The sequence below is a fragment of the Labrenzia sp. THAF35 genome, assembly GCF_009363595.1.
Lineage (GTDB): Bacteria > Pseudomonadota > Alphaproteobacteria > Rhizobiales > Stappiaceae > Roseibium > Roseibium algicola.
The window spans coordinates 5538048-5551943 of record NZ_CP045380.1; the positions used below are offsets into that span (position 1 = coordinate 5538048).

Consider the following 13896-nt stretch of genomic DNA (forward strand, 5'->3'; position numbering starts at 1 on the left):
CCTAACAGCAAGACGGGCCAGAACGGCCCGCCGGTTCTTCAGATTTCAGATGCATCACTTATAGGGATCTGCCGCGTCGCGCAAACCATCGCCAAGGAAATTGAACGCCAGGACGACAATGATGATCGGCAACACCGGAGCCATCAGCCAGGGATAGACGGTCACCACCGAAATGTTCTGCGCTTCGTTCAAGAGAACACCCCAGGAAACCGCCGGCCGACGCAGACCGAGGTTAAGATAGGACAGCGCAGTCTCACCCAGGATCATGGACGGGATCGACAGCGTCGCCGACGCGATGATGTGGCTTGTGAAGCCCGGCAGCAGATGCCGCGTGATCACGCGCTTCGGCTTGGCCCCCATCAGGACCGCCGCCTTGGCGTATTCCTCTTCACGCAGGGACAGCAGCTTCGACCTGACGGCACGCGCTAGCCCGGGCCAATCCAGCAGACCAAGGATGATCGTCAGGCCAAAATAGATCCAGACGGGGCTCCAGGTGACAGGCAGTGCCGCAGAGAGTGCCATCCACAGAGGGAGTTCGGGAAGAGAGCGCAGGATCTCGATCGCCCGCTGGATCAGACTGTCGATCCAACCGCCGAAATAGCCGGCGATCCCACCGAAGAAGAGCCCTAGAACGATTGAGATCACGACGCCGATCAGACCGACAGTGAGTGACAGCCGGGCCCCGTAGACCAGGCCCGAGAACTGATCGCGGCCAAGCCGGTCCGTTCCGAACAGGAACATCGTGCCGCCTTCCGCCGGGCACACAAGGTGGAAGGACGCGTCCCAAAGCCCCCAGAACTTGTATTTTGCGCCGCTGCAGAAGAAGCGGAGCGGCTGGACATTGTTCGGATCGTCCTTGAACACCCATTGCAGGGTTTCCATGTCGATTTCCGAGGTCATGCCGTAGACGAACGGGCCGACGAGCTTGCCTTCGTGAAACAAGTGGATCGGTTGCGGCGGAGCATAAAGATGCATGCTGTCGCGGCTGTTGGCGCCATAGGGCGCAATTACTTCGGCAAAGGGAACGCACAGGTAGAACAGGATCAGGACCACGCCTGACCAGACCGCTATTTTGTGGCGCTTGAATTTCCACCACATGATCTTCCATTGGGAAGCCTGGTAGAAGCGCTCCTGCTCGGCGGTCATCTCCTCGGTGACTGCCGGGTTGAACGGCGTCGGATCGACGTAATGCTCGACTTCGCGCGTGGGCGTGTTCTTCACGTCCATGGTCATGACGAGGCCCTCCCGCCAAGACGAATGCGCGGATCGAGAACTGCCAGCAGCAGATCGGAGATCAGCATGCCGATCAGCGTCAACATGGCAACGAACAGCAAAATGAACCCTGACAGGAACTGATCCTGCGATTGTAACGCGGACACAAGAACCGGACCGACTGTCGGAAGGCTCATCACCACCGAAACGATCACCGAGCCAGAAACAAGCGACGGGATCAGGTTGCCAATGTCGGCGATGAACGGGTTGATGGCCATGCGCAGGGGATATTTGACCAGCAGGTGGTTTTCCTTCAGCCCCTTCGCCCGGCCCGTGGTGACATATTGCTTGTGAAGCTCGTCAAGCAGGTTGGCGCGCAGCCGCCGGATCATGGCCGCCGTGCCGGAGGTCCCGATCACGATGGTCGGGACGATCAGATGCGCCAGCACCGACATTGCCTTGTCGAAGCTCCAGGGCTGATCGATGTACTGAGGATCCATCAGGCCACCGACGGACAGGCCGAACCAGCGATTGAAGAAATAGAGCAGAATGAGCGCAAGCAGAAAATTGGGGGTGGCAAGACCGATATAGCCCAGGAAAGTGAACCCGTAGTCCCCCCAGGAATATTGACGCGTTGCAGAGAAAATACCGATGGGGAACGACACCACGTAGACGAACAGGATCGTCGCGAAGTTCAGGACCACGGTCAAGGGAAGTGTCGGTCCTATGACCTGCTCCACCGGCTTGTCGAATTCGAACGACCAGCCCCAGTTGCCCTGGATCAACCCGTCGAAACCGTGAGGCCCCGGCCAGAGGCCGACCCAGATGAGGTAGCGCTCCATGAAGGGACGATCGAGAGAAAATTCCTTTCGCAGGAACTCGAGCTTGGCAACCGAGGAACTTTCACCGGAGGACTTCAGGGCAGCAATCTGGTTGGAAATGTAATCACCGGACGGCAACTCGATGATGAAGAAAGTCAGCAGACTGATCACCAGCAAGGTGGGACCCATCATCAAAATACGTCGGACAATGTAATAGAGCACCTAAACTCCCCTCAGCCCCGGCACTTTGCGCAAATCAGGCTCTGATTTCTGCACTTAAAGTCAAATTCGGTTTCGATAGTATGACGTTTTTCAACCAAGAGTCAGTCCCCGGAAAAACGTCTGGCGGAACGGGCCGGATCAAGTCAGCCAGTCGCCTTTAAAGCGTTCGGTTCGGATAATCTTCCGAACCGAACGATATCTCTGGCAGTTTCCCCGGCCGGTTGGTGTCAGAACCAGCCGGACCGGAAAACAAGCGGAACTGCGGCTTACTTGGCCATGTAGAATTCATCCATGCGGTGAATTCCGAAATGGGCGCCGGGATCCCAGCCGTAGATACCTTCAAGCGGCACGTTTTCGACGTTCTTGATCACCACCGGCTGACGAACGCCGGAAACCAGACCGATATGAATGGTTTCGTCGGCATGGATCTGGAGCATTTCTTCCCAGATCTCGGTGCGCTCTTCCGGCGTTCTGGAGCTCAACCATGCGGTATAGAGTTCCATCAGACGCTCGGCCGGGGCCCAGTCGGGTTTTTCACCGCCCTCACCCTGGGTTTCGAAATAGTCACCCCACTTGTGCCACGAAAACGCGTCACCACGCACAGGGGCAAAATCTTCCGGCGGCATTTCGGACGTCGGAATGCCGTTCTCGAAGCCGGACCAGACAGACATCAGCAGGTCACCGGTGATGGCGCGCTCGCGCATGTTGTCACGCTGGCTCGGCTTGGCAAACAGAGCGACGCCGATCTCTTTCCACATTTCCTTGACCAGCTCCAGGGCATCATCCTGGACCTGTTCCTCGCCAGCGGTCTCCACGATGATTTCCAGCGGACGACCATCGGACATCAGACGAATGCCGTTTCCGTTGCGCTTGGTGAGGCCGATTTCGTCCAGAAGCGCGTTCGCCTGTTCCGGATCGTATTCCGCCCACTTGGTGGTGAACTCGGCCTTGTAAAGCGGGCTGGACGCCAGAACCGTGTCGTTGCCCGGTGTTCCCAGCCCGAAGAACAGGACCCGGTTGAGCAGGTTGCGGTCAATCCCGAGCGACAGGGCATGACGGAACTTCGTGTTGCGCATCAGTTCACGCCAGACCGGATCCTTGACCGTCAGGTTCGGCAGGATCGAGATCTCCGCACCCTTGGTGTTGGACCAGAGCGCGGTGACATAGTCATTGTCCTTTTCGCCCTTCTTCAGGACGGTAATGTCGGCGAAGTTGAGGTTACGTGCCTGCAAGTTGCTTTCGCCAGCCTGTGCCTTGGCCGGGATCAGCTTGCCGTCGGCAACCGTCATGATGATTTCGTCGACATAAGGAAGCTGCTGACCGGTGCTGTCGACCCGGTGATAGTATGGATTGCGTTCCAGAACGAAGCGCAGGTCGCTGTCATCGCGGTTGCGCACCCAAGGCTGCAACGACGGCATGTCGACGTTCTGCGCGTTGTACATGTCGTCTTTTTTGTTATGGAGCGGTGCCCAGTCCCGCGCCTTCACCTTTGCAGCTTCCTTGGCGATCACATCAGGATCTCCGTATTTCTCATGAAACTGCTTCAGATAGTGGGCTGGCCGATAGATGAACGGCGGACGGGACTTTGCCAGTTCCGGCAGGAACAGCGGGTTCGGCGAATCCCAGGTAAAGCGGACGGTGGTTTCGTCCAGGACCTCGAACTTGGGGCCCTTGCCGTTGGCCAGCAGGTACGGCGGCAGACCTGACGGGGTCAGGCTTTCGTTGCTGACAATGTCCTCGAAAAAGTAGCGGAAGTCCTCTGCACCGAAGGGATGGCCATCAGACCACTTGTGGCCGGCACGCGTGTGAAGCGTGAAAATGCGGCCGTCTTCAACATCGACGTTCGCCAGGATATCGGGAACCAGTTCCAGTTGCTCGTTGTAGCCAACGAGGCGGGCATAGCCCCAAACGTTAATCAGTCGGACATCCTTTGCCCGGCCGATCAGGGTGTCGATCTTGCCTCCCGGCTTGCCGACGGTTCGACCCTTGGCTTCAAGATCAACGATCAGAGGGTCGGAGGGAACCCGTTCCGCCACAGGTGGCAGAGACGGATCAAGGCCCGGTGTTTCCTTCAGCTCCAACGCGGCCAGTGGCCCCGCCATCAGAGCGACGGTCAGGAAAAGACCGGCCCTTACGGAATTCAAAAACTTCATGCTGCAGTCCCCTCAAGCGCCCCGGCATTCTTCAGGCCAGGTGCGCAGACAAAGTGATCCGGTTCCATTTCCACCAGCGACGGCGCCTGGCCGTCGGTCAATCGGAAAGGTTCCGGCCAAGATTGCGGCTCCGATGCTCTGTTTGCATCTAGGGCGGCAAAATCCAGTGGTGCCGACAGGTCCGGCTCGGGCACGGCCGAAAGCAGTGCTTTCGTGTACGGGTGCAGCGGATTGCCGACGACAGTTCGTGTTTCCCCCATCTCGACCAGTCTGCCACGGCACATGACCGCGATCCGGTCGGCAACATAGTCGACCACGGCCAGGTTATGGCTGACAAAGAGATAGGTCAGGTTCAGGTCGCGCTTGAGATCCTGCAGAAGGTTCAGGATCTGCGCCTGTACCGAGACGTCGAGCGCCGAGGTCGGTTCGTCGCACAACAGGAATTCCGGGTTGAGCGCGAGAGCTCGTGCGATCCCGATGCGCTGGCGCTGACCGCCGGAGAACGAATGGGGATAGCGGCGCAGGAAACGCGGGTCGAGCCCCACCAGGTTCATCAGATTGCGTGCGCGCTCGGCCCGCTCCTGAGGGGTGCCGATGCCGTGCACCTCAAGGGGTTCCATCAGTGTGTCGTTGATGGTCATGCGCGGGTTGAGCGAGGAGAACGGGTCCTGGAAAATAAGCTGCACGCGGCGGCGATAGTCCATCAGTTCCGCGCCCTTGAGCTTGGAGATGTCTTCCAGCCCCTTGCCGCGATTGTAGAGGACATTGCCGCCCTCGATACCGATTGCCCTCAGGATGGCCTTTGCTGCGGTGGTCTTGCCGGAACCCGATTCCCCTACGAGACCGAGACACTCGCCGCGGCGGATCGTCAGGTTGATGCTGTCGAGTGCGGTCATGGTCTTGACCTTGCCACCGAGGAAAGACCCTTTGCGCAGGGTGAACCGTTTGGTGACATCGCGCATTTCGACCAGTGGCTCGCCCGGCTTGACGTCGCAATGCGGGCGATTGGCCGTCAGTTCCTCCGAGCGGACCTTGATGGGCCGGATCGGCACCAGCCGCTCGTCCCGGTCCATGTGGAAGCTCGGGACCGCGTTGAGCAGAGCCTTCAGATAGTCGTGCTTGGGATTGGAGAAGAGCTGCTGGGCAGTGCCCTTTTCCATGATGCGGCCGTGATAGATCACCGCGATTTCATCGGCCATATTGGCGACCACGCCAAAGTCATGGGTGATCATCAGGACGGACATGCGCAGTTCGGCCTGAACTTCGCGAATGAGTTTCAGGATTTCCGCCTGAATTGTGACGTCGAGCGCGGTGGTAGGCTCGTCCGCGATCAGCAGCGCGGGGCGGCAGATCATGGCCATCGCGATCATCGCGCGCTGGCGCAGGCCGCCTGAGAGTTCGAACGGATAGGTGTCGAGAGCGCGCTCGGGATCGGGAAACTGGACCAGGCTCAGCATGGTCTTGGTCAGTTCACGTGCCTCGGCGCTGGAAACATTGCGGTGAAGAAGTGCGGCTTCGCCGATCTGGTCGCCGATGGTATGCAGCGGCGACAGCGACGTCATCGGCTCCTGGAAAATGATCGCAACCCGGTTGCCGCGCAGGTGCCGCATCTGCGGCCCCTTGCGCTCAAGCGCTGCAATATCGACAGGCGGCTCCGCGCCGGTCGGATCCGCCAGGATCACTTTCCCGGATGTAATGGATGCAGCCTGGGGCAGAAGACCCATGATCGTCTGCGATATGACCGTCTTGCCCGACCCGGATTCGCCCACCAGCGCGACAGTCCGGTTCTCGGGTACGACAAATGACACATTGTCGACCGCCCGGACCTGACCTTCCGCCGTATTAAAATCAACCGTCAGTCCCTCAATCGAGAGAACATTCACCGCGCATTTCCTCCCAGGCAAGGATTGTCTGACAGAGGCTTACTAAGCCCTCATTGCATTTGAAAGACAACCAAATTCGCCAGTGGATAGCAATGCAGGATTCATGAAAACAAACTGTGATGTTCGTCACAGTTTGCAAGAGCAGACCCGTTCCGCCACTCGATTAACGGGTGCAACCGAACGTTAAACTGCAATTGTCGAACGAACCTGAAATCATTTTTTCTGCGTTCATCTGAACACGAAACAGACTAGCTGGAAGCCTGGCCGGCGATCCAACGGTCCGGAAGGATTCACTCCGCGGCAGACACCGGCCGCTCCACGGGCCTGTGTACAGGCTTTGACTGCGGAAAGGGATCGAGCCAATAGACTTCCATCTGCCCGCTTCGGCCACGCAGGTGATGCGCGCCGACCGGCCGCTGGTGCCGCTCACCAGGCAGATGCGCAACGGTGTCCGCACTCGCCAGGATGACGACTTCCGGGTTTTCGGGAACTTCCTTGCCAAGCGTCTGCAGGCGTTCGGCCGCATTCACGGTGTCGCCGACAACGGTATAGTTCCAGCGATCAAGCGCGCCGACATTGCCGACAACCGCCGGGCCGGTGTGAATACCGATCCGAAGCGCCATCTGCGGACGCCCCTGGGTAACCGCGTTCAGATTCGACTGATGCAGCGCGGCTGCAATCCGGCGTGCGGTTCTGACAGCAGCCTCCGCATGGTCCGGGCGGGCATCGGGCGCGCCCCAGAAGGCCAGCATGCCATCCCCCAGGAATTTGTCGACCGTGCCGCCCTCGCCTTCGACAGCCTCGACCAGGATGGCGAAATGGTCATTCAGCAAGCTGGCGGTCTCTTCCGCACTCAGGTGCTCAGACAAGGCCGTGAACCCGACAATATCGGTAAAGAGGATCGTGAGTTCGGCACCACGCGCCTGTGCAGCATTCCCGCCTCCCAATCGCATCAGCTTGATGAACAGCGAGCGCGGCACATAGGTGTTCATCGCCTTGAGGCCTTCAACCATGGAATTGAAGGCGAGCGCCACCTGATCGATCTCCGCGACGCGGCTGCGCGGCAGGGGCTCAACCTCGTTGAGCGACAGGCTGCCGATACGCTTGGACTGAACCGCAAGGTACCGCAACGGGCGGGCGACGCGCCGCCCCATCCAGAATGCTATCAGCACCGACACCACGAGCGCACCGAAGCCGACGAACATGGAGCCCGCAAGACGCCGCAGCTCCCGGGAGACCGTCGCGCTGAGGTAATACTGCCCGACAGTCCAGGGCCGGTCGCTGAAACCATCCAGCTGGGCCTTCATGACGATATATTCTTCGTTGTTTGCATCAACGGTGGAGACGTCGATGCCAAGTTCCGCAGCTTTCTTGAATTCGTCCAGCTTTTCTTCATTTACCATGGCAGCCAGAACGGGGTCGCCGATCGTCTGCCAGGAGCCCGGCAACTTGTCCTGAATGCTGCCGCCGGTCTGGAGCCAGGGAGCGTCCGAATGCAGGATCACCTGATCTCCGTCCGCGATGATGAAGACGGTGTTGTCGCCGCCTTCATCCTGAGCAGAAACGATGTGGGCAAGTTCTTCCATGGACGTCGCAGCCGTCAGCATGCCGGCAACCTTGCCGTCCCGCACCAACGGCACCGAAACATTCGCGAAAAGACCGACCTCGTGTTTGACGAGCGGGCCCCAGGTCGGCGGACTGTCGGCGCTCAATTGCGGCATTTCCTGCATGTTCATGCCGGGTGGCGGTGCGTCGGTTTCAATCCGCCACAGTTTGCCGGTCGGTGCCCGATAGATCCCCAACTTGCTTCTGTCGGTCGAAGTCACCACAAGCGTGGTGATGTCGTGGTTGGATTTCAGCGCGATCGAGAGATCCTGCAGCGTCCTTTCCGTATCATCGAAGCCGAGCGTGCCGTCGTCGAAATAGGGCTTCAGGCCGATGATCGCGTTTTCGACAGATACGAAATGCGTCCGCAGCTGCGTCTCGAGCGCCTGGGTGCTCAGGATCGTCTTGTCATTCAGCAGGGAAAACGTGTTCCGAAAGTTGGCCGAGACAGACAGGCCCAGCACAAGACCGATCGCAATCGCAACAAACGCACCGAACCCCAGCCCGACGATAGTCGTCAGGGGCAGCATTATGCGCCGGCCGGTGCGTTTCGATATTTTCATTGGGCGGTGACCCTTGTTGCGAACAGGCAGCTTACCTGCATGACGGTTTCCGTCAAATTAAGGCAAGCTTTCGACTTTCCACCGCAAAGGACTGCCACCGCGATGTCTTTTGCCTTTAGCCAGTCAATCGACGCAGGGCCAGTTCCTGCAGCAAGATTATGGTTTTTGCGTCCATGATTTCACCGGAGCGGATCATCTCGAGCGCCTGGTCGAGGGGAACGTGCATCACCTCGATATCCTCCCCCTCGGTTTCCTTGCCGCCACCTTCGGCGACCTTGTCCTTCAGATGGTATGTCCCGCGGAAGAATGCCACATATTCGGTTACGGATCCCGGACTGCTGAAAGCATCGAAGAGATGTTCCAGGTCCGAAACCTCAAATCCTGTTTCCTCGATCAGCTCCGCCCGCATGCGATCCTCCGGATGCGCACCTTCCAGAAGACCGGCGGGTGCTTCGATCAACATCGGGTCTCGGCCGGCAGCCCAGACTGGCAGCCGGAACTGGCGCGTCAGCAGCACGCAATTGCGTTCCGGATCGTAGAGCAGGCAGGTTGCGCCATGCCCTCTGTCGTAGACTTCACGCACCTGCTCCTGCCAGTCGCCGTCCCGGCGCCTGTACTCGATCCGGTGGCGGGTCAGCGTTCCCCAGGAATTGGACAGAACTTCGCTATCGGAGACCTTGAGGTAATCCGGGGTGCTCATGGCAGTGCTTTCTTCGTTCAGGAGTTCGGGTCAGACGTGATGCCCAGTTCCTTCAGGATTTCTTCCGTGTGCTCGCCAAGTGCCGGCGCGGCGCGGTCCAGCACGAGTGTCCCGTTCCGAAACCTGATGGGCGTGCGGACGGAGGCAACGGAGCCGCCTTCGACACCGGTCGCCGGCAGGTCGACCTTCATATCCCGGTGCAACACCTGTTTGTCGTTGAAGACATCTTCCACGGAATTGATCGGTCCGGCCGGAACACCCTCGCCTTCAAGCGCGGCCAGGAGATCGTCGCGGGCTCTCGTCGACGTTTCCGCCGTCAGGATCGGCACAAGGTCCGAGCGGGCGGCAACCCGCGCTGCGTTGGTGGCGTAGCGGGGATTGTCGGCAAGTTCCGGCAGGCCAAGAACAGCACAAAGGCGCCTGAACTGGCCATCATTGCCAACCGCGATGATCAGATGCCCGTCGCTAGCCGGAAAGACCTGGTAGGGAACGATGTTGGGATGCGCATTGCCCAGACGTTTCGGCGCCTTGCCTGAAACAAAGTAATTGAGCGCCTGATTGGCAAGCACACCGACCTGCGCATCGAGCAATGCCATGTCGACCCATTCGCCTTCGCCGGTTTCATCGCGGCGGCGCAAGGCGGCCAGAACGCCGATGACACCGTAAAGCCCGGTAAAGATATCCGCGAACGCCACCCCGATCTTCTGCGGGTCGCCTTCCGGGTCTCCGGTCAGATCCATGATGCCGCCCATGCCCTGGATCATGAAGTCGTAGCCGGCCCGATGTGCATAGGGCCCATCCTGGCCGAACCCGGTGATCGAGCAATAGATCAGCTTCGGATTGACCTTGGAAAGGCTGTCGTAGTCGAGGCCGTATTTGGCGAGCCCACCGACCTTGAAGTTCTCGACCAGAATGTCGGCATCCGCCACCAGGCGGCGAACGAGGTCCTGACCTTCCTGTGTGCGAAAGTCGACCGCAATGGAACGCTTGCCGCGATTACAGGCATGAAAATAGGCGGCATCCCGGTCCGCGCCCGCCTCGTCCTTGACGAATGGCGGTCCCCAGCCCCGGGTATCATCGCCTTGCGGGCTTTCCACCTTGATGACGTCTGCCCCCAGGTCCGCGAGGGTCTGACCCGTCCAGGGCCCGGCCAGAATGCGGGCCAGTTCAACAACCTTGATGCCTTTGAGCGGCGCGGTCATGTGTCTCTTCCTGAATAGTGCCGACGGTCAGGCTTCTGATGTCTTGCGATAGATATGATAGCGACCCCGGTGAATGCCATCCGGCTTTTTCAGGGTTTCGTAATTCGGCAGGTTGAGTTCGAGCGCGCACAGGATAATTCCGCCAACGGCCATGTGGGCATCTATTGAAGGAGCCAGCCAGGAAGCTGTCGCAAGGTCATTTGTAGGGTCAGCCGAACCGATGTCGATATGGGCGAACGACGCCTTCGTCCCGATCCGCGGCCCGCAGAAAACAAGCGTGTCGCGAATGTTGCCGAGGATCATGTGATGCGCGTCCGGAGCGCAGCTCGGGTGGCAGTCCATAGCGAAATCGAATACGAAAATTTCCTTGTTCGGATAAATCTCGCGCAAGTGGTCATAGGTTCTGCCATTGCCCAACCCGAGTTCCAGGATAGGTCCGTCGACTTCGTTGACCTTGTCGACCAGAAATTCGAGCAATGTTTTCTGGGATGTCATTCGACGAATAAAACTGTCCAAACGGCTCATTAAAAAAATTCCCTGCAACTTACGACGCTCCTGACATAGACAATGCCCCGGCTGCCGTCAAAACCTCCCGTCCGTATTTAGGTGTTATCAAAGGCTGACGGAATACCAGCCCTTGCGGAAGGTCAAACAGGACTTTGCCGTAATCTGCGATCATGCTAACGCCTTAGGTCATCCTCACATTTTCATGAGGGTGCGGTTGCGGCCTCCAAAAAGGGCCTTTCGGCCAGGCACAGGCAGGCAATTGCGCCTAACATCAGCAGGAGAATTCGATGCGTTCAGAAACGGCGCCGGCCATACGGCTGGAAGACTATCAACCGCCACTTTATCGCATCGACAAGGTCGCCCTGAACGTTGAACTCGCCCCCGGCGCAACTCGCGTGACCGCGACGCTTGAGGTCAGCAGGCAACCGGGAACAGAGGCCGGCGCCCCGCTTGTGCTGGATGGTGACGAATTGTCACTTGCGGGCATCAAGCTGAATGGCGAAGCGCTTGCCGAGACTGCCTATGCAGCGACAGCCGATCGTCTCGAACTTGCCTCACCGCCTGCCGATCCGTTCGAGCTGACACTCGTGACCGAACTCGATCCGGACGCGAACACGAAGCTGATGGGGCTCTACCGCTCCTCGGCAACCTATTGCACCCAATGCGAGGCCGAGGGCTTTCGCAGGATTACCTATTTTCTGGACCGACCGGATGTCCTTGCCGTTTACACGACACGTCTGGAGGCCTCGAAGAAAGACTGCCCCGTTCTCCTGGCCAACGGCAATCTGACGGAGACAGGGGATATCGACGGCACCGGCAGGCATTATGCCGTGTGGCACGACCCGCACCCTAAACCGGCCTATCTGTTCGCACTGGTAGCGGGCGATCTCGCCGAAGTTCCGGACACGTTCACCACCATGTCCGGCAAGGAGGTCGCACTCAACATCTACGTCGAGCATGGCAAGGAGAGCCTGTGTGACTGGGCCATGGATTCCCTGAAGAGGTCCATGCGCTGGGACGAGGAAGTGTTTGGCCGCGAATACGATCTGGAGGTGTTCAACATCGTCGCCGTGTCGGACTTCAACATGGGCGCGATGGAAAACAAGGGCCTCAATATCTTCAACGACAAGTACGTTCTGGCCGACCCGGAAACGGCAACCGACCAGGATTATGCCAATATCGAAGCCGTGATCGCACACGAATACTTCCACAACTGGACCGGAAACCGCATCACCTGCCGGGACTGGTTCCAGCTGTGCCTGAAGGAAGGCCTGACGGTGTTCCGCGACCAGGAGTTTTCGTCCGACATGCGCTCGCGCGCGGTCAAGCGCATTGCCGATGTACGCTTGCTGAAGTCGCATCAGTTTCCGGAGGATGCAGGCCCGCTCGCACACCCCGTACGTCCGCGAACCTATCATGAAATCAATAACTTCTATACGGCGACTGTTTATGAAAAAGGCGCCGAGGTTGTTCGCATGCTTCAGACGCTTCTGGGCGAACAGAAGTTCCGGGCCGGACTGGACCTCTATTTCGACCGCCATGACGGCGAAGCAACCACAATCGAGGCATTCCTGTCCTGCTTCGAGGAAGCATCGTCCACCGATCTTGAACAGTTTTCGCTCTGGTACGAGCAGGCAGGAACACCAGTCGTGTCGGTGGAAACGGAATATGATCCCGACCGCAAGTCCTTCACCGTTTCATTGTCCCAGGAAATCCCGCCCATTGCCGGCCAGAAGTCCAGCAAACCGGCAGTCATCCCGCTTCGTTTCGGGTTGATCGGCCCCAATGGCGAGGACATGGAAACAGGCTCCGTGGAGGGTGCCAACGTCGCCGGCGATGTGCTTGTGCTCGACAAGGCTCACCAGGACGTCGTCTTCCACAATGTCGCCGCCGCTCCCGTTCTGTCTCTCCTGCGCGGTTTCTCCGCACCCGTTCGTCTGAACCAGCCCCTGCATTCCGAGGAACTCCTGTTTCAGGCAGCACAGGATCGGGACCCGTTCAATCGATGGCAGGCGGTGCAGACGTTGGCGATGCAGGACCTTGTGAGGCTTGCCGGTCTGGTCCGTGACGGCTCGGAAGGCACGCCGTCTGAAGACGTCATCGGTGTGTTCGCGTCTGTTCTGGGTGAAACCCAGCTGGATGAAGCCCTGCGTGCGCAGGCACTCACGTTGCCCAGCGAAGCGGACGTCGCACAGGAAATCGGCAAGGACGTCAACCCGGACGCCATTCATACGGCCCGTCAGATGCTGCGGCGCGCAGTTGCCGCCCGCATCGCATCTTCCCTCGTCCCATTCATTACCGACCAGTCCGCAGGTGGAACCTTTTCGCCGGATGCGCAGGCAGCCGGAAAAAGAGCGCTCGCAAACCGTTGCCTGCATTATTACGCAGTCTCCGGCGCAGCCGATGCGACTGACCTGGTCTGGTCGCGGTTTGCCTCTGCCGACAACATGACTGACCGCCTCGCGGCCCTCACCCTTCTGGTACACGACCATATGCCACGTGAAGAGGAAGCGCTTGCAGCTTACCGCGAGCGGCACACGGACAGCTCTCTGGCCATGGACAAGTGGTTCATGACCCAGGCCACCGCACCCGGCAACGAAACGCTGGACCGGGTCAAGGCATTGATGTCGGACCCTTCCTACGATGCCGGCAACCCGAACCGTGTCCGCTCGCTGCTGCAATCCTTTGCCACCGGCAACCCGACACAATTTGCCCGGATGGATGGTGCCGGATTTGAACTGATCGCCGAATCAGTTCTGGAGATCGACAAGCGAAATCCACAAGTGGCATCGAGACTTCTGACGAGCTTCCGCTCGTGGCGCGCACTTGACCCACAAAGAAGTGCCCTTGCTGAATCTGCCCTCTTGAGGATTTCAGCATGCGAAAATCTGTCGAGAGACAGCCGTGACATCGTCGACAGAACCTTGCAGTAGTCTGCAATACTGAGAAAGGTTAACGAAAGAACGGAAAATCCGGATTTGCGTTAACCATTTTATTCTTTGACGGGTCTGGACAAAAACAGACGATT

General features: G+C 58.9%; 9 protein-coding genes. 1 reads left to right on the forward strand and 8 read right to left on the reverse strand.

What is annotated here, in order from left to right:
- Window positions 1-54 precede the first annotated feature (54 nt).
- The 8 genes from FIU93_RS25500 to FIU93_RS25535 all read right to left on the reverse strand — a co-directional run bounded on the left by FIU93_RS25500 (window position 55) and on the right by FIU93_RS25535 (window position 10856).
- Window positions 55-1233 carry an ABC transporter permease gene (locus FIU93_RS25500; protein ID WP_022997806.1) on the reverse strand — a complete coding sequence of 393 codons (1179 nt, stop codon included), beginning with the start codon at window positions 1231-1233 and terminating at the stop codon, window positions 55-57.
- On the reverse strand, window positions 1230-2255 hold the full coding sequence (locus tag FIU93_RS25505) for an ABC transporter permease (RefSeq protein WP_031268102.1): 1026 nt from the start codon (window positions 2253-2255) through the stop codon (window positions 1230-1232). The genes FIU93_RS25500 and FIU93_RS25505 overlap by 4 nt, the downstream gene beginning before the upstream one ends.
- 266 nt (window positions 2256-2521) lie before the next feature.
- Window positions 2522-4408 (reverse strand): ABC transporter substrate-binding protein, encoded by a 1887-nt coding sequence (locus FIU93_RS25510; protein ID WP_209010230.1) that lies wholly within the window; start codon window positions 4406-4408, stop codon window positions 2522-2524.
- Window positions 4405-6291 carry an ABC transporter ATP-binding protein gene (locus tag FIU93_RS25515; RefSeq protein ID WP_055658730.1) on the reverse strand — a complete coding sequence of 629 codons (1887 nt, stop codon included), beginning with the start codon at window positions 6289-6291 and terminating at the stop codon, window positions 4405-4407. Before FIU93_RS25515 ends, FIU93_RS25510 begins: the two co-directional genes overlap by 4 nt.
- 290 nt (window positions 6292-6581) lie before the next feature.
- Entirely contained in the window at window positions 6582-8459 is a 1878-nt protein-coding gene (locus FIU93_RS25520) for an adenylate/guanylate cyclase domain-containing protein (protein WP_031268104.1), read from the reverse strand.
- Window positions 8460-8574: 115 nt separating this feature from the next.
- Window positions 8575-9159 (reverse strand): NUDIX domain-containing protein, encoded by a 585-nt coding sequence (locus tag FIU93_RS25525; RefSeq protein WP_022997811.1) that lies wholly within the window; start codon window positions 9157-9159, stop codon window positions 8575-8577.
- Between the two features lie 17 nt (window positions 9160-9176).
- Window positions 9177-10361: a CaiB/BaiF CoA-transferase family protein gene (locus tag FIU93_RS25530; RefSeq protein WP_022997812.1), complete on the reverse strand. Its 1185-nt coding sequence runs from the start codon at window positions 10359-10361 to the stop codon at window positions 9177-9179.
- A 27-nt stretch (window positions 10362-10388) separates the two neighbouring features.
- Window positions 10389-10856 carry a class I SAM-dependent methyltransferase gene (locus tag FIU93_RS25535; RefSeq protein WP_209010231.1) on the reverse strand — a complete coding sequence of 156 codons (468 nt, stop codon included), beginning with the start codon at window positions 10854-10856 and terminating at the stop codon, window positions 10389-10391.
- A 299-nt stretch (window positions 10857-11155) separates the two neighbouring features.
- Here FIU93_RS25535 and pepN point away from each other — a divergent pair, with 299 nt between their 5' ends.
- Window positions 11156-13801, forward strand: a complete 2646-nt coding sequence (pepN, locus tag FIU93_RS25540; RefSeq protein ID WP_152507137.1) for an aminopeptidase N — start codon at window positions 11156-11158, stop codon at window positions 13799-13801.
- Window positions 13802-13896: the final 95 nt, after the last annotated feature.

Excerpts from the sequence above, each read along its gene's own strand:
- FIU93_RS25500 (WP_022997806.1), bottom strand. The coding sequence starts at position 1,233 with ATGACCATGGACGTGAAGAACACGCCCACGCGCGAAGTCGAGCATTAC.
- FIU93_RS25510 (WP_209010230.1), bottom strand. The coding sequence starts at position 4,408 with ATGAAGTTTTTGAATTCCGTAAGGGCCGGTCTTTTCCTGACCGTCGCT.
- FIU93_RS25520 (WP_031268104.1), bottom strand. The coding sequence starts at position 8,459 with ATGAAAATATCGAAACGCACCGGCCGGCGCATAATGCTGCCCCTGACG.
- FIU93_RS25525 (WP_022997811.1), bottom strand. The coding sequence starts at position 9,159 with ATGAGCACCCCGGATTACCTCAAGGTCTCCGATAGCGAAGTTCTGTCC.
- FIU93_RS25530 (WP_022997812.1), bottom strand. The coding sequence starts at position 10,361 with ATGACCGCGCCGCTCAAAGGCATCAAGGTTGTTGAACTGGCCCGCATT.
- FIU93_RS25535 (WP_209010231.1), bottom strand. The coding sequence starts at position 10,856 with ATGACATCCCAGAAAACATTGCTCGAATTTCTGGTCGACAAGGTCAAC.
- pepN (WP_152507137.1), top strand. The coding sequence starts at position 11,156 with ATGCGTTCAGAAACGGCGCCGGCCATACGGCTGGAAGACTATCAACCG.